Source organism: Rhodococcus sp. UFZ-B548 (genome assembly GCF_903819475.1).
GTDB classification, from domain to species: Bacteria; Actinomycetota; Actinomycetes; order Mycobacteriales; family Mycobacteriaceae; genus Rhodococcus_F; species Rhodococcus_F erythropolis.
In genome coordinates, this window is sequence record NZ_CAIJDS010000022.1 from 43028 (window position 1) to 66613 (window position 23586).

Here is a 23586-nt window from a genome sequence, read left to right on the forward strand (position 1 = left end):
CTGCCTTACCCGAAACACTGTCCTACCCGACACACTGTCTTACCCGACACACTGCCCTACCCGAAGCACTGCCCTTCGCCGCGGTAGGTGGGAACCGAGGTTCGGGTGCCGTCGGCTTCGACCACATACACGCGGTCGAAGCGCTCGCACAGCTCGCCGGCTTTGGCGTGACGGAACCATACGCGGTCGCCGATCGCGATGTTTCCGGCTTCCTTCCCGGTGACCGGCGTCTGGACTTCGCCGGCTCCTTCGTTGCGGAGCAGCTTGAGACCAGCGGGCCAGACCGGTGACGGAACGCGGGTGTCTCCGGCAGGTCCCGACGCGATGTATCCGCCGCCGAAAAGGGTCGTGACGGACGGCGTCGGCTTGCGCACGGCCGACAGTGCGAAGAACAGCGCCGGATCGGGACGGAAGGCACGGTAGCGGTCGAACAGGGTCGGTACGTACAGTCCGGATCCTGCTGTTACCTCGGTCACCACAGGATCGGCCGAGCTGACCTCCAGCGACCCCGTACCGCCGCTGTTGACGATCTCGAGTGCACCCACGGCATCGGTGACGGCCGCGACCACAGCGCCCCTTCTGGACGCCAGTTCGCGGGCAGAGGCCTTCTTGACCCAACCGATCGGAGCGCTGGTGTCCGGGAGGCCGGCGATCTGGGCTTCGTAGAACATCACTCCGACAACGGAGAATCCGCGCTGGCGAGCACGCGCCGCGAGTGCGGCGACCGCGGCAGGTTCGCGCAGCGGCGAGCGTCGTACACCCAGATGGATCGGACCGATCCGCAGTGACGCATCGACGTCGAGACATACCCGGACAGGCGCATCTCCCGTCGACGCCGAACGAATGAGATCCAACTGCGCATCGTCGTCGACCATCAAGGTGATCGATTGAAGGGCGGTGTCATCGGCAGCGAGATCCGCGATGGCGCCACGATCGGCGGTCGGGTATCCCATCAGGATGTCCCGTGCGCCGAGCCCGACCAGCCACAGAGCCTCGCGCAGTGAGTACGCCATGATTCCGCGGAACCCGCCGGATGCAGTCAGTGTGTCACCGAGAGTTTCAGTCAGAACCGTACGACAACGAACCGATTTGCTCGCCACTCGCACCGGGGTTCCACCGGCGCGGCGCACCAGGTCGGCTGCATTACTGCGCAGTGTGGTCAGATCCAGAGCAGCCAGAGGCGGGTCGAGTTCTCGCGTGGCAGCAGTGAGTCGATCGAGGGTCCTGGTCACAGATGATCCAATCGTCGCGGCGTGCGACCAGTCAATCACCAATCCTGGACGTATGTCCAGGATGGCGGTTCTACTGAGGCGCGACCACTGCTTTATTGGCGATTACCTGAACCATTTCTCCGAACTCGGCAATAGTCGCGTCGGAGTCACGATCGACCAGCCATCGCAGAACAAGGCCGTCGATCATTGCAAGACTCAGTCGCGCAATCGAACTCAACGGCTCCGTCCACACCGTGCCCGATATCTTGGCGCACTCTTCGAGAAACGACACCGCGAGCTCATCCATGATTCGGTACTGCTCAAATGCAACTGCCCCAGCACGTTCGGCTCCGAGATTGCGACTACGCAGTGCCTGCGCGGTGATTTCGTAGGTCAACAACTGGCGATCCGGAGTTGCTTCGATGGTCGGCCACATTCCGGTCAGGCCGATATGCAGCAATTCCCTGAGCCCCTGCACACCACTGAGATCCGGCGCATGGCGGACCTGCGCGAACGCATACTGCATCGACGCACTGAGCTGCAGAATGAGCGTTTCACCCATTGCCGCGATCAGCGCTTCCTTGCTCTCGAAGCAGTAATGAACGACGCCGAGCGATACGCCGGCCTCCTCTGCCACCGCCCTTACCGTCACAGAACTGACACCGCGCTGTTCCGCAATAGACAAAGCGGACTCGACCAATTGTGTGCGGCGTTCGTCCGCCGGAAGCCTGTTCAGCATCCAATGATCGTAGAACGCAAATGACAAAATCTTCGCGCAATACTTGCCTGGACGACCGTCCAAGTACATTATTGCGTAATGGCTTCGGACACTTGGCAGAACTGGGCGGGCACTCAAAGTGCCGCGCCGCGTCGCTTTGCGACGCCGACAAATACCCGTGAACTTTCGTCGTTGGTCGCCGAGGCCGCGGCGCGCGGCCAACGTGTGAAGGCCGTCGGCGCCGGCCATTCGTTCACCGGTGTCGCGGTCACCGACGGTGTCCTCGTCAGCCTGGACAACTTGAGCGGAATCGATTCGATCACGCCGACCGACGACGGTGCGCTGGTCACTGTTTTTGCAGGCACTCGCCTTCATGCTCTCAACGACGCCTTGTGGCAACGCGGATATGCGATGGCCAATCTCGGTGACATCGACGTCCAGTCACTGGCCGGCGCGACGTCCACCGGCACGCACGGCACCGGCGCACGATTCGGCGGTATCGCCACACAGATTCGCGGAATCGAGATCGTTCTCGCCGACGGATCTGTCGTTACCGCAAGCGCCGACGAAAACGTCGAATTGTTCGAAGCGGGCCGCCTCGGATTGGGCGCAATCGGCATCATTTCGAAGATCACTCTCGCCTGCGTCCCGCGATTCACACTTCGCGCAATCGAGGAACCCGACACGCTGTCTCACATACTGGACACCCTCGAGAGCGATCGTCTGGGCTTGGACCACTTCGAGTTCTACTGGTTTCCGCACACCGACCGTGTCCTGACGAAGAGCAATACGCGACTGCCCGGAGATACCGAACCCGATCCAGTGGGCAAGGTTCGCGCGTTCGTCGACGACGAACTCCTCTCGAACACACTCTTCGAAGGTGTCAACCGCGTTGCCACCCTGGCACCGGCCGCGATCCCGAGAATCAACAACGTGTCGTCTCGATTGCTCGGCGCCCGGGAGTTCACCGATCGCAGCTACCGAGTATTCGCGTCTTCGCGCCGGGTGAAGTTCAAGGAGATGGAATACGCGATCCCCCGCGAACACGTCACCGAGACACTCCACGAAATCGACCGCTGGATGAAGAAGTCCGGAACTAACGTCGCGTTCCCCGTCGAAGTACGTTTTGCTGCCGCCGACGACCTCTGGCTCTCGACTGCTCACGGACGCGACACCGCATACATCGCCGTACACCAGTACCACCGACGACCCGAAACCGAATACTTCGCCGCAGTGGAAGCAATCGCGCGCGCCGTCGACGGCCGGCCGCATTGGGGAAAAATGCACAACCGGACCGTCGACGACCTGCGTCCTACGTACGACCGACTCGACGACTTTGTCGCCGTGAGAGACAAGTACGACGCGAATCGTGTGTTCGACAACGAATACTTGCGTCAGGTACTCGGCGACTGACGGTCAGCGCCGCAGCAGTTCCGCTTTTCGTGCATCGCTCGCAAACGAGGCTTTGATCGAGTTCCGGGCGAGGGTGTCTCGCTCGGCCTCGGTCAGACCCAAGGCTCGGCCCAGTTCGGTGAAATTGTCGTCGACGTATCCCCCGAAGTAGGCCGGGTCGTCGGAGTTGACCGTGACGATCAAACCCATCTCGAGCATCGATCGAAGCGGATGATCCGACAGCGAATCGAACACCCGCAGACGAACGTTCGACAACGGGCAGACCGTCAGTGGAATCTCCTCGTCGACCAGACGCTCGATCAGGGCAGGATCCTCGAGTGCCCGGACTCCGTGGTCGATCCGCTCGGCGCCGAGAATGTCGAGTGCCTGCCAGATGTACTCGGGCGGTCCCTCTTCACCGGCGTGAGCGACAACGTGCAAACCCTCGGCACGCGCGCGGGCGAACACGTCCTCGAACAGTGACGGTGGGTTGCCTACCTCTGCGGAGTCGAGCCCGAGCCCGACGATCGGAGCCTGCAGGCGAATTATCTCGGAGAAGATCTCCTCGGCGTCCTTGACGGGCTGATCTCGGAGGATGGCGGCGATTGCCGCGCTGCTGAGCCCGAACTCGCGCTCGCTCGATGCCACCGCATCCATGATCCCGTCCAGGACCTCGGTCAGCGGAACACCGCGGACTACGTGCGCCTGTGGATTGAAGAAGAACTCGGCATGCGCGACGCCGGCCGCAGCCGCCCGGCGGAAGTACGCTCGTGTCAGGTCGGCAAAATCCTCCGCGGTGCGCAGGACGGCCATGTTGGCGAAGTAGAGATCGAGGAACGACTGCAAGTCGGTGAACTCGTACCTCGACTTCAGATCGTCGATGTCCTTGTACGGCAGATCCATTCGATTGCGCTCGGCAAGTCGGTAAATCTGTTCGGGCTCCAGAGAACCCTCTATGTGCATGTGCAGTTCTGCGACAGGTGTAGCCATGTCGGTGTTACCGCCCCTTCCAGACCGGGGCGCGCTTCTCGGCGAACGCCGTCGCACCCTCGCGTGCATCTTCGGATGCGAATACCGGCGCCATGACCTGCAACTGCTTCGCGAAAGCTTCGTCGTCGGACCAACCGCCGGCCTTGACGATGATCTCCTTGGTGACCGCTACCGCGAGCGGTCCGTTGCGGGTGATTCGATCAGCCAGCTCCAGTGCGCCGTCGAGCGCCTTGCCCGGTTCGGTCAACGTGTTCACGAAGCCGTAGCGGTATGCCTCCTCGGCGGTGAAACTGTCGCCGGTCAGCGCCAGTTCCAGAGCCTTCTGGTACGGAATCCGCTTGGGCAGGCGCAACAATCCGCCGCCACCTGCAACCAGTCCTCGCTTGACCTCCGGGATACCGAACTTCGCTTCGGACGACGCCACCACCAGGTCGGTGGCAAGCACGAGTTCCGTGCCGCCTGCCAACGCGAAGCCCTCGACCGCCGAAATGATCGGCTTACGTGGTGGCCCTTCCGTGAATCCGAGACCGCGTCCCGGCACGAGGACGTTCTCGCCGGCCACGAATGCCTTCAGATCCATACCGGCACAGAAGTTTCCGCCGGCTCCTGTCAGCACGGCCAAGGACAGATCGTCGTCCGCATCGAGCTCTTCGACCGCGGCGGCCAACGCGTGACTGACCGCCGAGTTGATGGCGTTACGCGCCTCGGGCCGGTTGATGGTGATGATCAGTGTCCGCCCGCGCCGCTCGGTGAGAACCTCGTCCGCCATGATGTCCCTCTCGTTTGTCGACCACGCTCGCGTGACTACGCGACGTTGCGTTCGACAATACGGACGAAGCCATCGGGGTCGATCTGCGCGGTGTCGTGAGTGCAGAACCACCCCTGGGTGAACCTCGTCGAGGTCGCTTGCGGCGAGTTCCAATACCGACGCGTGACACTCGGTCCACGGCACAGCAACTCACCGAAACCACCTGGAGCATCCGGGCCGTACAACGCCACTTCCATTCCACCGAAAGCGATTCCGACGCTTCCCAGGTGGGTGGGCGCCGACTCGGTTGGCAGAATGAGACCAGCCCCACAGGTTTCGGTTTTACCCCACCCGATCACATGCCGAGCAGCCGGGAACAGGGTCAGCAGCTTGGATTCCTGTTCGGCCGTGATCGGCGCCCCGCTGCAATCGATCCACTGCACCGACCTCGAACCGGAACGCGCCGCCGGTCCGAGCGTGAGCAACCGTGGCTCGAGCAAGTCCTCGGGCCGCCCGGTCACGATGTCGACGGTATGCACACTCTCACGCCAGAAGTCCCCGGCGAGGACCACCGTTCCACCGACCACCAACGTCGCGAGCACGTGCACGAACTGCCGCACCGACTTGAAGTCGTTGTCCACCAGCAGATTCCGCACACCTTCGACGCCGTAGTCACGCGAGTGCAGAATTCCGACGATGGCAGAAAGCACGTTCTCGTTACTCAACTCGACGCCAAGCATCTCGCCCGAAGAATCCGCGGTGTACGCGAGGATCGCCATCTCGTCCGGGGCGGCGCCGTCGTCGATGAACGGAACACCGTGCGGGAGTTCCCCGTCGAGCACCAACACCGAACCACTGTCCGCGATGACGAAGTCCGCCGCGTCATCACTCAAGTGCACACCGACGGAGACCGGAACGCCGCCGGCGAGGATGACGCCGAGGCACGCCTCCATCCATCTCACCCCAGCGGCGACACGAATGGCCACACGGTCACCGATCTCGACGCCTCGCGACTTCAACCCTCCCGCGACCCGCGACGCCTCGGCCCACAGCTCCGCGAAGGTGACCTGCTCGCCGTCGACCTCCTCGACCGCGACGCGTGAGGAGAACCGATGGACGGCGATGTCCAGGAGTTCGGACAACGACGGGTCCAGTTGGCTGTACCGAAGCACCCCGTCACCGGCGCGGGTGACGCGGGCGTCGGCGAGGAGCTGATTCGAACACGGGTATTCCACAAGCGTCGACCGCATCGATACCTCCACGTCACTGACAACCCACCGGCCATTCGACTATATGACGTGGATCACAGTTCGTGGAGGTCTCTGGCGATAATCGTCGCAAACTTACGTTCCGGAGTAGACCGCTTTGCCCGGTCCGACGTCGAGGAAACTGCGGACAGCGCCGCGTAGGTCATCGGTGGCGAACAGCGCACCGGACACCCCGGGGGTCACCGAATCCGCGTGGGCGATCCCGCCGGAACGCCAGGCCGCGACGATCTGCTTGGTGGCGTCGTGGGCTCGCGTGGGTCCGTCCGCCAGCCTGGTCGCCAGGGCACGCGCCGCAGCATCGACATCGTCGTGAACTGCATTGACGACGCCCCACGAGTGCAGGGTTACGGCGTCGTAGAGATCGCCGGTCATGACCAACTCCCGAGCCCGTCCGGAACCGGCACGCTCGGCCAAACGCTGCGGTCCACCCATGGACGGCGTCAGACCGACCACTGTCTCGACCAGTCCGAACTTCGCCTTGGGCGCCGCGAGGATGATGTCGCAAGCCAAGGAGATCTCGAATGCAGCAGTCAGCGTCAACCCGTGCGCCGCATAGATCACCGGGCACGGCAAAGCCTCGAGCGGATGGCAGATCTGGGCGAACAGTTGGCGCCACAACTCCGCGCCCTGCTCCGGGTCGAGGCCGTCGAACACATGGACGTCGACGCCGGCCGAGTTGACCTTGCCCTCGGCGCGCAGAAGCACCGCGCGCGGTGGGTTTTCGGTCAGCGTCGCAACATCGGCGATGACCGCGTCGAACATGGCCTGATCGAACAGATTGAGTGGTCCGTGTGCGAACGTCAGGACAGCCACCTCGGCACCACCATCGGTGGTGAAGCGCTCGAGACGGGTGGGATGCGATTCGGGAGCAGTCATGCCGCCACACTGCCACATCGAACCGGCCTACGATCGTCGGGTGGACGGTCTGAGAAATGCGCTCGCGGACGTTGTGGGACACCGGTTCGTCGTCACCGACGCCGACGTGTTGGCGACCCGTTCCACCGATCAGACAGGGCGGTACACGGGCCGTGCCTGCGCCCTGGTCCGACCGGCCGATACAGCCGAAATCGCTGCACTGCTGAACGTGTGCCGCTCCCGCGGTGTACCGGTCACCGTTCAGGGCGGGCGAACGGGCCTGGTCGCCGGCACGGTGCCAGAACACGACGACGTCCTGCTCTCCACCGAACGCCTCGCGGCGATCGGCGACGTCGATCTTGCCGCCGGGCGGATCACCGTCGGGGCGGGAGTGACACTCGCGCAGGTACATTCCGCGGCGGCCGCCGCCGGTTTGAAGTTCGGTGTCGACATAGCCTCGCGGGACACTGCGACGATCGGCGGCATGGTGTCCACCAATGCCGGTGGCCTTCACACGGTTCGATACGGGAACATGGCCGAACAGGTGCTCGGCCTCGAGGTGGTACTCCCCGACGGAACTACTGTGCGTCGGTCACCGAAAGTGCTGTCGGACAACTCCGGATACAACCTGCCCGCACTGTGGGTCGGTAGCGAAGGAACTCTAGGGGTGGTCACTTCCGTCGACCTGAAATTACGGAAGATACCGACCTACCGCGTGACGTCGCTGACCGGCTTCGACACACTCGAAGACGTCGTCGAGGCGGGGCGAGTGTTGCGCACTCTCGACGGCGTCGACGCACTCGAATTGTTGGACGGGCGCGGTCTCGAACTGGCCGCACGCCATTTGAACGCCGCGGTTCCGACGGGGCGACCGTGGTACCTCCTCGCCGAGGTGTCCGCGGCCCACGATCCGCTGGAAGACCTGGCCGAGCTGCTCGAACGCATCGGCCCACCGCAGACCCCGGCCGTGGCGGTCGACGCCCACGGCTCGACGCGCTTGTGGGCGGCACGCGAATGCTTCGCCGAGGTGGTCGGATTGTTCGGTCCCCCGGTGAAATTCGACGCGGCGCTACCGCTGGACTCGCTTGCCACCTTCACCGAGGACGCAACGGCGGTGATCGCGAGCCGAGCGCCCGAGGCAATTCCGATCCTGTTCGGACACGTCGCTGAGGGAAACATCCACCTCAACGTCCTGAACTGTCCGAACGCCGACATCGTGTATCGCAGTGTCCTCGAACTGGTTCGCGATCACGGCGGAAACGTCAGTTCCGAGCACGGGGTGGGCTCGCTCAAACGCAACTATCTGGACCTGGCCCTCTCGGCGCAGGACATAGCCACGATGTGGGCGATCAAGCGAGCCCTTGACCCGAGCGACTATCTCAATCGCGCAGTGATGTTTCCCGACGCGCTTCGGCACTGACGGCCATCGCGTCGTCGTGCGCGTCCCCGCGTAAAGGCCGGGCGAAGCACACCGACGCGACGAAACCGATGAGCAGCACACCCGCAGGTAGCCAGATCGACTCCGACATCGCCGTGCTGAACGGTTCACGGACGAACTCGGGGAGGTGACCAACACCGGCTTCCGAACTGCCGCCGGTCAGTCCCTGAGCCGCCAATCGTGCAGTGATCAGAGCGCCGATCGCAGCGCTGCCGAGAACCGCACCCACCTGCCGGGTGGTGTTGTAGACGCCGGCGCCCGCGCCCGCCTGCATCGGAGGCAGGTTGTGTGTGGCGGTGGCCGCGAGCGGAGACCAGATGCACGCGTTGGCGAAGCCGATCAGGCCGATCGGCAGGAGCAGTTCCCAGATCGCGACGTCGGGAGACATCACCAGTGCCAGCCAGCCCAAGGCGACGGCGAACAGCAGGAAGCCGGTGCCGGCGATGTAGCGCGGATGTGTCTTGTCGACGAGCTTGCCGATGATCGGGGCGAAGATACCGGTCAGCACTGCCATCGGAACGAGCAGCAACGCCGACTGCGTCGGGGAGAGGCCACGAACTGCCTGTGTGTAGAACATCAGCGGAAGGACCATCGACGTGATCGCAAAGCCCATCGCGGTGATGGCGACATTGGCGAGTGAGAAGTTGCGATCCTTGAAGAGTTCCAGGGGAAGCAAGGGTTCGTTCTTGTTGCGCGACTGGTAGAACACGAACACCGCGAGCAACACCACACCGGCGCCGATCAGGCTCCAGACGAATCCGTTCCAGTCGTACGAACTGCCTTCCTGGATTCCGAACACCAGAAGGAACATGCCTGCGGCGCTGAGGATCACGCCGGGGATGTCGAATTTGTGCTCGCTGGTCGGCAACGACGGAACGAGCTTCCAGGCGAGCAGGAAGGCGATGACACCAACCGGGACGTTGACGATGAAGATCCATTCCCAGCCGAGATTGTCCACCAGGACGCCACCGGCAAGCGGACCCACCAGGGTGGCAACACCGGCAACGGCGCCCCACAGACCCATTGCGGCGCCACGCTTGTTCGGCGCGAACGTGCGTGTGATGACGGCCATCGTCTGAGGCGTCATCATTGCAGCACCAAGACCCTGGAAAGCCCTTGCGACGATGAGCATCTCGACGCTGCCGGACAGACCACACCACAGTGATGCGCCGGTAAACAGTACGAGGCCGATCATGTACAGGTTCTTCGGACCGAACCTGTCACCGAGTCGGCCCGTGACGAGCAGCGGCACCGCGTACGCCAGCAGGTACGCGCTGGTGACCCAGACGACCTTGTTGATGTCGGTGCCGAGGTCCTCCATGATCGCGGGGTTGGCGACAGCGACGATGGTGCTGTCCACCAGAATCATGAAGAACCCGATACACAGCGCCCACAGCGCGTGCCAGGGATTGACCTGCTTTTCCATCTTCAGTCCTTAGGTAGTGCGGACGAGCCTGCGGAGCCGGCCAGCCGGTCGAGAAGTTCTTGTGAGAGCCAGGGCATTTCGCCGCTCTCGATGTCTGTCACCAACGCGCCGATCCACTCTCTTTCGGCGACGGTCAGTGCGTGGGCGTAGTCCGCGCCCACCGTGAAGATTCGTGGTTTCTCCGCGGCCTTCACCGCTTCGTAGTCGACCTCGAATTTCGCAATCGTCTTGTCGAGGTGCGCGAGACGGATCCGAAGCATCTGACACGCAGTCGATGCGGAGAGGTTGTGCATCTCGGCAAGCGCGAGTGGCAACCGCGGATACTCCCGCACCGGAACCGCCAACATCTCGCGTAGTTGATGTTCGAGGGCATCACGGCCGCGGGCAGTGATCTCGTACGTCGTCCGCTCCGGGCGGTTGCCCTCACGATCGGTCCCGATCGAAGCCAGAAGTTCCTGCTTCTCCAACCGGGAAACCGTGTGATAGAGCGATCCCGGCTTGATTTTCACCAGCTGATCGCCCCGCCGCACCGAGGCGAGTTGGTACATCTCGTACGGGTGCATCGAACGCTCGGACAGCAGGCCCAGCACGGTGATTCCCAAAGGCGTCAGTGACACGTCACCCATGAGTCCCCCTCCCTGACAAGCCGTAGTTGACTGACGAGCCGCAATTGACCATTTCTTGACTATTCCACCCGAAATAGTCCACATGGAATATACGACCTCTGTCCGTCTCGATCAACCCGTTCGAATCGGACTAGCCTGTAGCGAGTGGACGATCATCACCTCGACATCATCCGACTTGCCTGGGCGCGTGAGCTGGGACTCGGCGACTCGACACTGCGTCCGGCGCACACGGCCCGGGTCGTCGGCGACGACATCCACGTTCTCGATCTGGCAGGCTCCGGTGCGATCGTCGGGCCACAGTGGTTCATCGAGCGCACAGAGGGCATCTCCGTCGACGCACTACTGCAACCGGCGCGTCTCCTCGAGATCGCCGGCGATCACGGCGGGCGAATCACCGGTCCCGTCGATCTCGCTTTCCTCGGCGACTACACGGACGCGCCACCCGACGAGCAACTGCTGATTTCCCACGAGGTCGACGACGCCCTCGCCGTCGCTGCGCTGTGCCCACCCGACGACAGCACCACGGCCGACCTCGAGAACCGGACGCGGTGGTTCACCGCCGTCACCGATTCCACCGAGGTGCTCGGATGCGCGGCGTACTCCGAATTTCAGGGATTCGTGGCAGATCTCACGACCCTGACTGCTCCTGCGCATCGCCGTCACGGAATCGGCTGCGCAGTAACGCTTCTCGCTGCGGAGGACGCTCTCGATTCCGGGTTGATCCCCCAGCTACGCACGAGTCGCGGCAGCGCGATCGCCGCGACGCTTCCACGTAAAGCCAAATTCGACGTTCTGGGGGCATACGCTCGGGTACACGTGCACCTGCCCAGTTGACACTCGAAATGACACTCGAACGAGAGGGACCGCAGATGAGTACGGAAGACGGCGCGAGCGAACCGACATTCGTCGAAGAGGGTCGTGAATTCAAACGCGACACCAACTACATCCCGACCCGGATCACCGAGGACGGTCGCGACGGTTACCCCGTCGAACCGGGGCGATACCGGTTGATCGTGGCACGTGCCTGCCCGTGGGCAAACCGCGCCATCATCGTCCGCCGTCTGCTCGGCCTCGAAGACGTACTGTCGATGGGCATCTGCGGTCCGGTTCACGACAAGCGAAGCTGGACTTTCGATCTCGACCCGGGCGGCGTCGATCCCGTACTGAAGATCCCGCGACTACAGGACGCGTACTTCGCCCGAGATCCCGAATACCCCAGGGGAATCACGGTGCCCGCCATGGTGGAGATCGCGACGGGCAAGGTGGTCACGAACGACTACCCACAGATCACCCTCGACTTCTCGACGCAATGGAAGAAGTACCACCGCGAAGGCGCACCGGATCTGTACCCGGAGCCTCTGCGAAACGAAATCGACGAAGTGGCCGAGTACGTGTTCCGCGACGTCAACAACGGCGTCTACCGCTGCGGTTTCGCCGGTTCACAGCAGGCGTACGACGAGGCATACGACACGCTGTTCGCCCGCCTCGACTGGCTCACCGAACGTCTTGCCCGGCAACGATTCCTGGTGGGAGACACCATCACCGAGGCCGATGTGCGCCTGTTCACCACGCTGGTGCGATTCGATCCCGTCTATCACGGCCACTTCAAGTGCAACAGAAGCAAACTCAGCGAGATGCCGGTGCTGTGGGACTACGCACGCGATCTGTTCCAGACTCCCGGATTCGGTGACACCATCGACTTCACACAGATCAAAGCGCACTACTACATCGTGCATTCCGAGATCAATCCCTCCGGAATCGTGCCCAAGGGACCGGAATTGACGCACTGGCTCGAACCGCACGGGCGCGAACAGTTGGGTGGCCGACCGTTCGGGGACGGCACACCGCCTCACCCGCCCATCCCGTCGGAAGTGGTTCCAGCAGAGCACTGGGCCACCAGATAGGTCGCGGCGGCTACTCCCCTGCGTACGTGCCGAAACTCCAGTACACACCTTCGGGATCACGGCAGGTGAACCCCCGCGAACCGTAGTCCTCGTCGCGCAATCCCTGCGTGATCGTGGCGCCCGCCGCGACAGCGCGTTCGTGGAGTGCATCAGCTGCGTCCGCGTCGTCCACGACGATGTATACCGAACCGATTCCAGGCGGCAGGCCGGCGATCGCCGAATCGGTGCGCGGCGAACCCAGCATGATGCCGCCACCGCCCGGCCAGTCGAGTTGGGCGTGGTCCACCACGTCTCCCTCGCCGTAGACGACCTTCTCCACGAAACCGAAGGTGCTCACCAGAAAGTGGATTGCAGCCCGGGCGTCGAGGTAGCGCAGTGTCGGCCAGATGGTCGTCGAACGAGATTCCGAAGTGGCGGTCATAACACTCGAACTCCTGCCTGGGAAAACTCACGAAGAAAACCGAGTCTCGTACGAGCCTATGGCCCCTGCGATCACCGCCGCTACCGAAAACTTCACCTATTCTCGAGATACGGTCCACCTCGCTTCAGAGGAGGACAACTGTGGAGGGGCAGCAATGAGCAAGTCGACGAACAACGACAGCGGGCGTATCGAGAAGGTCCTCGTTTCCGTTCTCGACAACGGAAGCCGCCTGCAAGCGCCCGCAGTGGCCAAATACGTCAACCACGTCCGTAAAGCGCACCCCGACGAGTCACCTGCTCAGATCGTCGAGCGGATGGAAAAGATGTTCATTCTCGCCGTGACCGGAAGCGGCAGCGCCGTCGGTGCCACGGCCGCGGTGCCGGGCGTCGGAACAGTCGCGTCCATCGCTGCAGTCGGTGCGGAATCGGCTTTCTTCCTCGAAGCGTCGGCGCTGCTCACATTGGCAATAGCGTCTGTCCACGGAATCTCCGTGCAGGATCATCAGCAACGACGTGCCCTGGTACTGGCAGTCGCACTCGGCGAATCCGGCATGGAGATCGTCCAGAAGGCCACCGGGATCACGGCCAAGAACTGGGGAACGGCAATCACGAGCAAGATTCCCGGACCCACGATGAGGGGAATGAACAGCACCCTCGTGCGGAAATTCGTGACCAAGTACGCCGCCAAGCGCAGCGCACTGATCCTCGGCAAGCTCGTTCCCGCCGGAATCGGTGCGGTCATCGGCGGTGCGGGTAACCGTGCCATCGGCAAGGGAGTCGTCAAGAATGCGCGCGAAGCCTTCGGACCGGCACCGGCCAGGTGGACCGATCACCTGATCGTGATGCCTGCCGACGATGCCGCAGTGCTTCCCCAGACGGAGTCACGCCGGGCCATCCGCAGATAGCCGTCCGGGCCGTAGGCTCGCATCACGTATTCGCCGCCGACCCGGGAGCAGCATTGACGAACACCGCAATGGGATCCTTCTCTGCCCCCATCGAGATTCGTGGGTTGACGAAGACGTTCAAGGCGGCGCGCGCGGTCAATGACCTGAGCTTCGACGTTCAGGCGGGCTCGATCACCGGGTTTCTCGGCCCGAACGGTTCGGGCAAGACGACCACGTTGCGGATGCTCCTCGGACTGGTGTCACCGACGTCGGGATCGGCCACGATCAACGGCACTCCGATGCGTTTGCTGCCCAACCCGGCCCGGGCCGTCGGCGCAGTACTCGACGTCGGCAGTCTCCATCCGAAACGAACGGCGCTCGGACACCTCGAGATCTACGCGGCCGCTATCGGCATGCCGACTCAGCGCGCAGCGCAGGTTCTGGACATGGTCGGTCTGAGTTCGGTCGGAGCCCACAAGACCGGCACCTTCTCACTCGGGATGCGCCAACGCCTGATCCTTGCCACCGCGATGCTCGGTGATCCCGAGATCCTCGTCCTCGACGAACCCGCGAACGGACTCGACCCCGAAGGCATGGCGTGGCTACGTCAGTTCCTGCAGACCTTCGCCGGTTCCGGCCGAACGGTTCTGATCTCGAGCCACGCGCTTCGTGAAGTGGAAGCGACGGTCGACAGCGTGGTCATCGTCAGCGCCGGCTCACTCGTCTACCAAGGGACCATGGACGAACTTCGTCGCTCCCAGCGCAGTCGACTGCTCGTCTCGTGTTCCAATCCAGCGCTCCTCGCCACGGCATTGGCCGCTCGCGGAATCATCGACGCCCAGATCACGCAGGACGGACGGCTCGCCGTGGGCGGCACCGACACGTCGGTCCTCCCACCGGTGGCGTCGGCGGCCGGTGTCACGATCTTCGGTGTCGCGACCGAAGGCGCAGATCTCGAGCAACTGTTCCTCGCGATGACAACACCGCAGTACGCGGTTCCCCAGGTCGGATACCACCGCCCACCCGGTCCCGGTTCCGGACCGGGCTATTACGGCCCTGCCGCATACGGACCTTCCGGAGGACACAGATGACCACGCTCGTGCGCGCGGAGACACTCAAAGTTCTCACCTTGCGCTACTGGTGGGCACTGGCCATCGCACCGGTGGTCGTGGCCGTGCTGATTGCTGCCTCGACTCGGACGTTCGTCGAAGTTGTGGCCGATTCGGCCGACACCACTTTCGACGTCGATGTCGTGTCCACCGGCGTCAGCCTCGGTGTCTCCAACACGCTTGTCCTGGTGTTCGCGGCCGTCTTCGGAGCGCTCACCGCCGGATCCGAATTCGGCTACAAGACTCTCACTACAACGTTCCTCACAGCTCGCGGCCGCGACGGAGTTCTCGGCGCAAAGCTTGCCGTCGTCGCGGTATTCGCCGTCGGCTACGCACTGGCGGTCGAAGTAGTCAGCATCGGCGCGATGTTGCTCTTCGGCCGGGACTTCAGCTTCACCACCGATCTCTTCGCCATCTGCGCCGCAGGCATTCTGGCGTGTGCGCTGTGGGCACTACTCGGCGCCGGGGTGGCCCTGCTCACCGGTTCGTCGATGGCCGGTGCCCTCTCGGTCATCCTGTGGTTCGTCTTCGGTGAATGGATCGTCCGCGCCGTGCTGCTCGCGATGGATCTCGGTGGGATCGGGGCCGCGCTTCCGGTGTCGGCCACGATCGGCACGATCGTCAATGCGGCACCGTCGATCGACGTCGACGCGTTTGCGTCCTGGCCGAGCGGCCCGATGATGCTGGCCGCTTGGGTAGTTCTGTTCTGCGGGCTCGGTTGGCTACGGACCAGGACCCGCGACATCACCTGAAAAAGCTGTCTGGGGCCGGGTCTACCGTGGATCTCGATGAACACGATCAACACGGACAGTCCGGTAGCTGGAGAGGTGGATCGAGCTCCGGGCTGGATCCGCCGCTTGGCCCACGCATGCTGGTTGCACCGAAGAGTTGCGATCGGCGCGCTACTCGTTACGGTCATCGCCTCTGCGATCGACATCTCGTTTCCTCTCCTGACCCGCTATGCGCTCGACGCCGCAAGCCAGGAGAACCCGGGCAAGGTGATCGGGTTCGTCGCGTTGGCGATCGCGTTGCTCGCGATCGTCCGCTTCGCGTGCCAGTACGGCCGACGGATGCTTGCCGGCCGACTCTCGCTCGACGTTCAACACGACTTGCGGCTCGCCCTGCTCGGTTCGCTGCAACGCCTCGACGGACGCGGGCAGGATCAGATCCGCACAGGCCAGGTCGTCTCCCGGTCCATCACCGATCTGCAGCTCGTCCAGGGTTTGCTCGCGATGGTGCCGATGTCCGCGGGAGCGCTCCTGCAATTCGTGCTGGCGATCGGCATCATGGCGTGGCTCTCGCCGCTGTTGACTCTCGTCGCTGTCGCCGTCATCCCAGCAGTAGGGCTGGTGGTGTTCCTGATGCGACCGATGCTCTTCGCCGCAACATGGTCCGCGCAGCAGCGTGCCGCCGACCTCGCCCAACACGTCGAGGAAACCGTCACCGGCGTTCGCGTCGTCAAGGGATTCGGGCAGGAACAACGAGCCGTCGACCAGCTGGAGGAACATAGCCGCACGCTGTACTCCGAGCGCCTTCGCGCCGCGTGGTTGAACGCGAAATTCGCGCCAACCATGGCCGCCTTGCCCCAGCTCGGGCAGGTGGGAGTGATCGCTCTCGGCGGGTATCTCGCACTGCACGACAAGATCACCGTGGGAACGTTTCTCGCGTTCGCCACCTACATCGTGACGATGACCGGAGTCACCCGAACTCTGTCGTCGGTCATCGTCATGGCGCAGCTGGCGCGCGCCGCTGTAGAGCGTGTCTACGACGTCATCAACGCTCAGCCGGACATCGCCGATCCAGACCATCCGGTGGACCTGCCCGACGGTCCTCTCGGAGTCACCTTCGACGACGTGGCATTCGGATTCGACACCGAACGCGACGTCCTGACCGGGCTGAACCTCCGCATAGAACCGGGCGAGACCGTCGCCGTCGTGGGTCCGGCCGCGTCGGGCAAGACCGCGTTGTCCTTGCTTCTCCCGCGGTTCTACGCACCGACTTCGGGTGCGGTGACAGTCGATACCGCCGGCGAGACGTTCCCCATCGGCGAACTGCGCAGTGAGCAGCTTCGTGCCGCCGTCAGCCTCGTCTTCGACGAACCGTTCCTGTTCTCGGACACCATTGCCGCCAACATCGCACTTGGCCGCGAGGACGCCTCCGACGAGGACATCCGCGACGCAGCAGCACTGGCACAGGCAGATTCGTTCATCGAGGCACTCCCGGACGGATACGACACCGTTGTCGGTGAACGAGGTCTGACGCTGTCGGGCGGCCAGCGTCAGCGCATCGCACTTGCCAGGGCACTGCTCGTCGACCCACGGATCCTGGTCCTCGACGACGCGACCTCCGCAGTCGATGCGGCTACCGAAGCCGCGATCTTCGACGCGTTCCGGGCCAGACGGCGCCAGACCACGCTCATCCTCGCTCACCGGCGGTCCACCCTGACGCTCGCAGACCGGGTCGCGGTTCTCGACGGCGGACGGATCATCGACTCCGGAACCGTGGACGAACTGGAAGCGCGATGTCCGCTCTTTCGTGCCCTGTTCTCCTCGCCGCCGGAACTACCGACCGAACTCGACGACGTCGACTCCGATGCTTTCGGACGTGACCGCAGCGAGCCGACAACCGAGCAGTTGTGGCCGCAGGCACCGGAATCCGAAGCCGACAGCACAGCCGCTACGACGCAGGGTGCGGGCGGACCGATGGCCGGAGCGCTCAGCGGAATCGCGGTGACGCCGTCCCTGCGGGCAGCAGTCGATGCTCTCCCACCCGCACGCGAAGACCCCGGAATCGCTCCCGAGAGCCTGCGCGAATCGAATCCACAGTTCTCACTCCGACAGATCTTGACGCCGGTCCGCTGGGTTCTACTGGCGGTTGTCGTGTGCCTTGCCCTGGACTCCGCAGCGGCGATCGCATTTCCCTCCCTCGTCAGATATGCGATCGACCACGGAGTCGTGACCGCGGACAGCAGCACGCTCTGGATAGCGACGGCATTCGGCGCCCTCCTGGTCGCAGCGGACTGGGTCGTCGTCGCGGTCATGACGGTGCTCACCGCCCGGGCCGGCGAACGCGTGTTGTTCGGGCTCCGCGTGCGCAGCTATGCACACCTGCAGCGCCTGGGCCTGGACTACTACGAACGTGAATTGTCCGGGCGCATCATGACGCGCATGACCACCGACGTCGACGCGCTGTCGTCGTTCATCCAAACCGGCATGTCGACGGCGATCGTGAGCGTTCTGACCGTCGGCGGAATTTCGATCGCACTCCTGGCGACCGACGTGACGCTCGGACTGGTGGCGCTGGCCGTCATCCCACCGCTCGTGGTTGCGACCGTGATCTTCCGCAAGATCTCCTCGGTTGCCTACAGCCAGTCCCGCGAACGGATCTCGCTCGTCAATGCCGACTTCCAGGAGAACATCGCCGGTCTGCGAGCGGCTCAGGCCTACCGCCGCGAAGAAGGTGCGGCGCGTAGGTTCGCAGAACGCTCCGAAAGCTACCGCCGATCGCGGATGCGGTCGCAGCGAGCCATTTCGATCTACTTCCCGTTCATCTCGTTCCTGTCCGACCTCGCGTTGGCCGCAGTGGTGTTCGTCGGCGCGCACCAGATCGCCAACGGGTCGACGTCACCCGGCGTACTGATCGCGTTCGTGCTCTACCTCGGACTGCTGTTCGGACCGATTCAGCAACTCTCACAAGTGTTCGATGGTTACCAACAGGCAAACGTCGGATTGCAACGAATCGGTGACCTTCTGCGTACTCGGAGTTCGATCGAAACAGCCGACAGCGAGGATCTGATCGCGATCTCCGGACGGCTCGACGGCGCCGTCCATCTCGACGGGGTCGGGTTCCGGTACTCGGGTGCGGACGTCGACGCCCTCTCCGATTTCGATCTGCAGATTCCGCCGGGCACGACGGTTGCCCTCGTCGGCAGAACCGGTGCCGGGAAGTCGACGGTGGTGAAGTTGCTCGCCCGCTTCTACGACCCGACGTCCGGATCCGTCGACGTGGACGGAACCGACATCCGGAACTTCCACCTCTCGCAGTACCGACGTCGCCTCGGCGTGGTCCCGCAAGAGGCGCATCTGTTCACCGGCACGGTCGCCGACAACATCGCGTACGGGAGGCCGTCGGCGTCGCACGCGGAGATCGAGGAAGCGGCGCGTTCCGTCGGCGCACTGAATTCGATAGCCGACATGCGTGGAGGCATGAATCATCCCGTCGGCGAGCGCGGCCAGGGGCTCTCGGCGGGCCAACGCCAACTGATCGCATTGGCCCGTGCCGAACTGGTCGACCCGGACCTTCTGCTCCTCGACGAGGCGACCGCGACGCTCGATCCCGCGACCGAACGAATGGTGCTCGAAGCAAGTCGGTCGGTCACCCGGAAACGGACTTCCGTCGTCGTAGCTCACCGCCTCGCGACAGCTGCCCGAGCGGACCTCGTTGTCGTAGTTGACCGGGGACGTATCGTTGAATACGGCCCGCACGATGTTCTGCGGTATGCCGGTGGTCACTACTCGGGACTCTGGGATGCATCGCAGGCGCGTGAGGGGAATAATCTGACGTCGAGAACTGTCATCGAAGGCAACCCCGTCGCGTGACAGTCGGCACGGATTTGTACCGCCGAGAGGTAGTGCGCGATCGCAAGATCACGGACTTCCGTGAGACAGCTCACAAATTGTGTGCCGCACAATTGCTCGTCACACGCTCGGGCTAATCTCACATATATAGGCGCTCTGATCGGGTACCGAAATAGAAACGAGGCGAACACCTGCCGTGAGCAGCAGTTCTACATCCCAATTCGGACAGAACCAGTGGCTGGTTGACGAGATGTACCAACGCTTCCAGGACGATCCGTCGTCCGTGGATCCCAGTTGGCACGAATTCTTGACCGATTACTCGCCGGACTCGGCGAACACGGGAGGTGGAAACGGGACTGCCTCGAACGGCAACGCGGCTGCACCCGCCGCTGTTGTAGCTCCGCCTGCTGCTCCCAAGGCCACGCCTCCCGCCCCCAAGACCGCACCTCCTGCGCCGCCTGCCAAGGCGGCCGCACCGGCCCCCGCGAAGACGGCAGCGCCCGCCGCGAAGGCCGCCCCCGCCAAGCCTGCAGCAGCCAAGCCCGCGGCCGCTCCCGCGAAGCCCGCTCCCGCCGGCGGAGCCGAGGAAACCAAGGTTCTCCGCGGCGCCGCAGCAGCGGTCGTCAAGAACATGTCGCTCTCGCTCGAGATTCCGACAGCAACCAGCGTGCGTGCCATCCCCGCGAAGCTGATGTTCGACAACCGCATCGTCATCAACAACCACCTCGCCCGTACCCGCGGCGGCAAGATCTCGTTCACCCACCTCCTGGGTTACGCGATCGTCCAGGCAGTCAACGCGTTCCCCAACATGAACCGGCACTTCGCCGAAATCGACGGCAAGCCGAACGCGGTCACGCCCGGGCACACCAATCTCGGACTCGCGATCGACCTTCCCGGCAAGGACGGCAACCGCTCACTGGTTGTTGCCGCCATCCGGAACACCGAGTCGATGAACTTCGTCCAGTTCCACGCGGCTTACGAGGACATCGTCCGACGCGCCCGTGAAGGCAAGCTCACCGGCGAAGACTTCACCGGCGTCACCATTTCGCTGACCAACCCGGGCGGCATCGGCACGGTTCACTCCGTTCCTCGCCTGATGAAGGGCCAGGGCGCCATCATCGGTGCCGGCGCGATGGAATACCCCGCCGAGTTCCAGGGCGCCAGCGACGAGAAGCTGGCCGAGATGGGCGTCGGCAAGTTGATGACCCTCACCTCGACCTACGATCACCGCATCATTCAGGGTGCCGAGTCGGGCGATTTCCTGCGCACGATCCACAACCTGCTGATCAGCGACGAGTTCTACGACGAGATCTTCCACGCGCTCGGCAACCCGTACGAGCCGGTGCGTTGGCGCAAGGACGTGCCGGAAGGCGCTGTCGACAAGAACACCCGTGTTCTCGAACTGATCGCTGCATACCGTGACCGCGGCCACCTCATGGCCGACACGGACCCGTTGCAGTTCGTCAAGGACAAGTTCCACAGCCACCCCGACCTCGACGTCATCAGCCACGGCCTGACGTTGTGGGATCTGGACCGCGAGTTCAAGGTCGGCGGCTTCCACGGCCAAGAGAAGATGAAGCTGCGCGACGTGTTGAGCGTGCTGCGCGACGCGTACTGCCGCCACGTCGGCGTCGAGTACACGCACATCCTCGAGACGGATCAGCGTCAGTGGATCCAGGACCGCGTCGAGGGCCATCACGCCAAGCCTTCGGTCGCTCAGCAGAAGTACATCCTGAGCAAGCTCAACGCCGCCGAGGCCTTCGAGACGTTCCTGCAGACCAAGTACGTCGGCCAGAAGCGCTTCTCGCTCGAAGGCGCCGAAGCCGTCATCCCGATGATGGACGCCGTGATCGACCAGGCCGCCGAGCACCAGCTCGACGAGGTCGTCATCGGAATGCCGCACCGTGGCCGTCTCAACGTGCTTGCCAACATCGTCGGCAAGCCGTACTCCAAGATCTTCACGGAGTTCGAGGGCAACATGAACCCGGCAGCCGCTCACGGCTCCGGCGACGTGAAGTACCACCTGGGCGCCAGCGGAACGTACATCCAGATGTTCGGTGACAACGACATCGCTGTCTCCTTGACCGCCAACCCGTCTCACCTCGAGGCCGTCGACCCGGTTCTCGAAGGCCTGGTCCGCGCAAAGCAGGACATCCTCGACAAGGGCGAAGAAGGCTTCACCGTCCTGCCGCTCATGCTGCACGGTGACGCTGCATTCGCCGGTCAGGGCGTTGTCGCCGAGACGCTGAACCTCTCGCTGCTTCGCGGCTACCGCACCGGCGGCACCGTACACATCGTCGTGAACAACCAGGTCGGCTTCACCACCGCTCCGGAACATTCACGCTCGTCCGAGTACTGCACCGACGTCGCGAAGATGATCGCCGCACCGGTCTTCCACGTCAACGGCGACGACCCCGAGGCGTGCGTCTGGGTTGCTCAGCTGGCCGTCGACTTCCGTGAGAAGTTCGGCAAGGACGTCGTCATCGACCTCATCTGCTACCGCCGCCGCGGTCACAACGAGGGCGACGATCCGTCGATGACCCAGCCGGCGATGTACGACGTCATCGACACCAAGCGCAGCGTTCGTAAGAGCTACACCGAGTCCCTCATCGGCCGCGGTGACATCTCGCTCAAGGAAGCCGAAGACGCACTTCGCGACTACCAGGGCCAGCTCGAACGGGTCTTCAACGAGGTCCGTGAACTCGAGAAGTTCCAGCCCGAACCGTCCGAGTCCGTCGAACTCGACCAGACTCCCCCGGCTCGCCTGACCACGGCTGTCGCTCCCGAGGTCCTCGAGCGCATCGGTGATGCGTTCGTCAACGTCCCCGAGGGCTTCACCGTTCACCCGCGCGTCAAGCCGGTTGCCGAGAAGCGCCGAGAGATGGCCCGTGAGGGACATGTCGACTGGGCGTTCGCAGAATTGCTCGCGTTCGGCTCGTTGGCCGAGCAGGGTGCCTTGATCCGCCTCGCGGGTCAGGACTCCAAGCGTGGAACGTTCACGCAGCGTCACTCGGTCCTCATCGACCGCAAGACCGGCAACGAGTACAGCCCGATCGCCAAGATCGCTGCCGACGCCGAAAACGGCGGCAAGTTCATGGTCTACGACTCCGCACTCACCGAGTACGCAGGTCTGGGCTTCGAGTACGGATACTCGGTGGGTAACCCCGACGCTCTGGTCCTGTGGGAAGCGCAGTTCGGTGACTTCGTCAACGGCGCGCAGACCATCATCGACGAGTTCATCTCTTCGGGTGAGGCCAAGTGGGGTCAGCTCTCCGACGTCGTGCTGCTCCTGCCACACGGTCACGAGGGTCAGGGTCCGGACCACACCTCCGGTCGCATCGAGCGTTTCCTTCAGCTGTGTGCAGAAGGCTCGATGACCGTCGCGGTTCCGTCGACTCCGGCCAGCTACTTCCACCTGCTGCGTCGCCATCACCTCGACGGCATCCGCCGTCCGCTGGTGGTCTTCACGCCCAAGTCGATGCTGCGTAACAAGGCTGCAGTCAGCAACGTCGAGGACTTCACGACGGGCAAGTTCCGTTCCGTCTTCGAGGAGCCTGCATTCGAGAGCGGCGAAAGCGCCCGCGAATCGGTCAAGCGGGTTCTGCTGGTCAGCGGCAAGCTGTACTGGGAGCTTCTGGCGAAGAAGCACAAGGACGAGCGTGACGACATCGCAATCGTGCGCATGGAGCAGCTCTACCCCGTGCCGAAGCGTCGTCTCAAGGAGACCCTGGACCGTTACCCGAATGCGGATCAGTTCCGTTGGGTTCAGGAAGAGCCCGCAAACCAGGGTGCGTGGCCGTTCCTCGGACTGGCTCTGCCGGATCTTCTGCCGGAGACCTTGACCGGCATCAAGCGCATCTCGCGTCGTCCGATGTCCGCTCCCTCTTCGGGATCGAGCAAGGTGCACGCGGTGGAGCAGCAGGAGATCTTGGACGAGGCGTTCCTGCCGACCAATTGAGCAGTGGCGTTCCTGCCGACCAAGTAAGCAGTGGCAGTACCCAAAGGCCGGGCCCCACATTC

General features: G+C 63.6%; 18 protein-coding genes. 9 read left to right on the forward strand and 9 right to left on the reverse strand.

The features are described from left to right. Positions 1-56: 56 nt before the first annotated feature. Together H7C86_RS19390 and H7C86_RS19395 are read right to left on the reverse strand one after the other, a co-directional pair. Positions 57-1232, reverse strand: a complete 1176-nt coding sequence (locus H7C86_RS19390; protein ID WP_097387141.1) for an amino acid deaminase/aldolase — start codon at positions 1230-1232, stop codon at positions 57-59. Between the two features lie 70 nt (positions 1233-1302). Beyond that, positions 1303-1950, reverse strand: coding sequence for a TetR/AcrR family transcriptional regulator (locus tag H7C86_RS19395; RefSeq protein ID WP_020908434.1), 648 nt, complete (start codon positions 1948-1950; stop codon positions 1303-1305). 78 nt (positions 1951-2028) lie between these two features. Here H7C86_RS19395 and H7C86_RS19400 point away from each other — a divergent pair, with 78 nt between their 5' ends. Beyond that, positions 2029-3342 (forward strand): D-arabinono-1,4-lactone oxidase, encoded by a 1314-nt coding sequence (locus H7C86_RS19400; protein ID WP_019749315.1) that lies wholly within the window; start codon positions 2029-2031, stop codon positions 3340-3342. A gap of 3 nt (positions 3343-3345) precedes the next feature. On the opposite strand, the gene H7C86_RS19405 is transcribed toward H7C86_RS19400, so the two are convergent. The 4 genes from H7C86_RS19405 to H7C86_RS19420 all read right to left on the reverse strand — a co-directional run bounded on the left by H7C86_RS19405 (position 3346) and on the right by H7C86_RS19420 (position 7203). After that, positions 3346-4311 carry an adenosine deaminase gene (locus H7C86_RS19405; RefSeq protein ID WP_019749316.1) on the reverse strand — a complete coding sequence of 322 codons (966 nt, stop codon included), beginning with the start codon at positions 4309-4311 and terminating at the stop codon, positions 3346-3348. A gap of 7 nt (positions 4312-4318) precedes the next feature. Then, complete coding sequence (locus H7C86_RS19410; protein ID WP_019749317.1) at positions 4319-5080, reverse strand: crotonase/enoyl-CoA hydratase family protein; 762 nt, start codon at positions 5078-5080, stop codon at positions 4319-4321. Positions 5081-5115: 35 nt separating this feature from the next. Beyond that, a complete protein-coding gene (locus H7C86_RS19415) occupies positions 5116-6309 on the reverse strand; it encodes a class I adenylate-forming enzyme family protein (protein WP_182262086.1) in 1194 nt (397 codons plus the stop codon). A 93-nt stretch (positions 6310-6402) separates the two neighbouring features. Next, the gene (locus H7C86_RS19420; protein WP_182262087.1) at positions 6403-7203 is read right to left on the reverse strand and encodes an enoyl-CoA hydratase/isomerase family protein; all 801 of its coding nucleotides are present in this window, start codon (positions 7201-7203) and stop codon (positions 6403-6405) included. Here H7C86_RS19420 and H7C86_RS19425 point away from each other — a divergent pair. Further along, positions 7202-8602, forward strand: a complete 1401-nt coding sequence (locus H7C86_RS19425; RefSeq protein ID WP_182262088.1) for an FAD-binding oxidoreductase — start codon at positions 7202-7204, stop codon at positions 8600-8602. The two genes, H7C86_RS19420 and H7C86_RS19425, sit on opposite strands and share 2 nt — an antisense overlap. Here the strand turns inward: H7C86_RS19425 and H7C86_RS19430 are convergent. Both H7C86_RS19430 and H7C86_RS19435 read right to left on the reverse strand, forming a co-directional pair. Next, entirely contained in the window at positions 8562-10046 is a 1485-nt protein-coding gene (locus H7C86_RS19430; RefSeq protein ID WP_019749321.1) for a DHA2 family efflux MFS transporter permease subunit, read from the reverse strand. The two genes, H7C86_RS19425 and H7C86_RS19430, sit on opposite strands and share 41 nt — an antisense overlap. A gap of 2 nt (positions 10047-10048) precedes the next feature. After that, positions 10049-10672 (reverse strand): PadR family transcriptional regulator, encoded by a 624-nt coding sequence (locus H7C86_RS19435; RefSeq protein WP_019749322.1) that lies wholly within the window; start codon positions 10670-10672, stop codon positions 10049-10051. Between the two features lie 144 nt (positions 10673-10816). Here H7C86_RS19435 and H7C86_RS19440 point away from each other — a divergent pair, with 144 nt between their 5' ends. Together H7C86_RS19440 and H7C86_RS19445 are read left to right on the forward strand one after the other, a co-directional pair. After that, complete coding sequence (locus tag H7C86_RS19440) at positions 10817-11506, forward strand: GNAT family N-acetyltransferase (protein ID WP_182262089.1); 690 nt, start codon at positions 10817-10819, stop codon at positions 11504-11506. Positions 11507-11541: 35 nt separating this feature from the next. Next, positions 11542-12576, forward strand: coding sequence for a glutathione S-transferase family protein (locus H7C86_RS19445; RefSeq protein ID WP_020970189.1), 1035 nt, complete (start codon positions 11542-11544; stop codon positions 12574-12576). Between the two features lie 10 nt (positions 12577-12586). On the opposite strand, the gene H7C86_RS19450 is transcribed toward H7C86_RS19445, so the two are convergent. Beyond that, on the reverse strand, positions 12587-12997 hold the full coding sequence (locus H7C86_RS19450) for a VOC family protein (RefSeq protein ID WP_019749325.1): 411 nt from the start codon (positions 12995-12997) through the stop codon (positions 12587-12589). Positions 12998-13151: 154 nt separating this feature from the next. Between H7C86_RS19450 and H7C86_RS19455 the strand changes: the two genes are divergently transcribed. The 5 genes from H7C86_RS19455 to H7C86_RS19475 all read left to right on the forward strand — a co-directional run bounded on the left by H7C86_RS19455 (position 13152) and on the right by H7C86_RS19475 (position 23524). Next, positions 13152-13901, forward strand: a complete 750-nt coding sequence (locus tag H7C86_RS19455) for a hypothetical protein (RefSeq protein ID WP_029538444.1) — start codon at positions 13152-13154, stop codon at positions 13899-13901. A 68-nt stretch (positions 13902-13969) separates the two neighbouring features. Further along, positions 13970-14971, forward strand: a complete 1002-nt coding sequence (locus H7C86_RS19460; protein WP_182262100.1) for an ABC transporter ATP-binding protein — start codon at positions 13970-13972, stop codon at positions 14969-14971. Beyond that, complete coding sequence (locus H7C86_RS19465; protein WP_019749328.1) at positions 14968-15741, forward strand: ABC transporter permease; 774 nt, start codon at positions 14968-14970, stop codon at positions 15739-15741. Before H7C86_RS19460 ends, H7C86_RS19465 begins: the two co-directional genes overlap by 4 nt. A gap of 36 nt (positions 15742-15777) precedes the next feature. After that, on the forward strand, positions 15778-19587 hold the full coding sequence (locus H7C86_RS19470; protein WP_182262090.1) for an ABC transporter ATP-binding protein: 3810 nt from the start codon (positions 15778-15780) through the stop codon (positions 19585-19587). 175 nt (positions 19588-19762) lie between these two features. Then, entirely contained in the window at positions 19763-23524 is a 3762-nt protein-coding gene (locus H7C86_RS19475; RefSeq protein ID WP_182262091.1) for a multifunctional oxoglutarate decarboxylase/oxoglutarate dehydrogenase thiamine pyrophosphate-binding subunit/dihydrolipoyllysine-residue succinyltransferase subunit, read from the forward strand. Positions 23525-23586 lie beyond the last annotated feature (62 nt).

Excerpts from the sequence above, each read along its gene's own strand:
- H7C86_RS19395 (WP_020908434.1), bottom strand. The coding sequence starts at position 1,950 with ATGCTGAACAGGCTTCCGGCGGACGAACGCCGCACACAATTGGTCGAG.
- H7C86_RS19425 (WP_182262088.1), top strand. The coding sequence starts at position 7,202 with ATGCCGCCACACTGCCACATCGAACCGGCCTACGATCGTCGGGTGGAC.
- H7C86_RS19465 (WP_019749328.1), top strand. The coding sequence starts at position 14,968 with ATGACCACGCTCGTGCGCGCGGAGACACTCAAAGTTCTCACCTTGCGC.
- H7C86_RS19435 (WP_019749322.1), bottom strand. The coding sequence starts at position 10,672 with ATGGGTGACGTGTCACTGACGCCTTTGGGAATCACCGTGCTGGGCCTG.
- H7C86_RS19410 (WP_019749317.1), bottom strand. The coding sequence starts at position 5,080 with ATGGCGGACGAGGTTCTCACCGAGCGGCGCGGGCGGACACTGATCATC.
- H7C86_RS19445 (WP_020970189.1), top strand. The coding sequence starts at position 11,542 with ATGAGTACGGAAGACGGCGCGAGCGAACCGACATTCGTCGAAGAGGGT.
- H7C86_RS19415 (WP_182262086.1), bottom strand. The coding sequence starts at position 6,309 with ATGCGGTCGACGCTTGTGGAATACCCGTGTTCGAATCAGCTCCTCGCC.
- H7C86_RS19455 (WP_029538444.1), top strand. The coding sequence starts at position 13,152 with ATGAGCAAGTCGACGAACAACGACAGCGGGCGTATCGAGAAGGTCCTC.
- H7C86_RS19420 (WP_182262087.1), bottom strand. The coding sequence starts at position 7,203 with ATGACTGCTCCCGAATCGCATCCCACCCGTCTCGAGCGCTTCACCACC.
- H7C86_RS19460 (WP_182262100.1), top strand. The coding sequence starts at position 13,970 with ATGGGATCCTTCTCTGCCCCCATCGAGATTCGTGGGTTGACGAAGACG.
- H7C86_RS19430 (WP_019749321.1), bottom strand. The coding sequence starts at position 10,046 with ATGGAAAAGCAGGTCAATCCCTGGCACGCGCTGTGGGCGCTGTGTATC.
- H7C86_RS19450 (WP_019749325.1), bottom strand. The coding sequence starts at position 12,997 with ATGACCGCCACTTCGGAATCTCGTTCGACGACCATCTGGCCGACACTG.
- H7C86_RS19470 (WP_182262090.1), top strand. The coding sequence starts at position 15,778 with ATGAACACGATCAACACGGACAGTCCGGTAGCTGGAGAGGTGGATCGA.
- H7C86_RS19400 (WP_019749315.1), top strand. The coding sequence starts at position 2,029 with ATGGCTTCGGACACTTGGCAGAACTGGGCGGGCACTCAAAGTGCCGCG.
- H7C86_RS19405 (WP_019749316.1), bottom strand. The coding sequence starts at position 4,311 with ATGGCTACACCTGTCGCAGAACTGCACATGCACATAGAGGGTTCTCTG.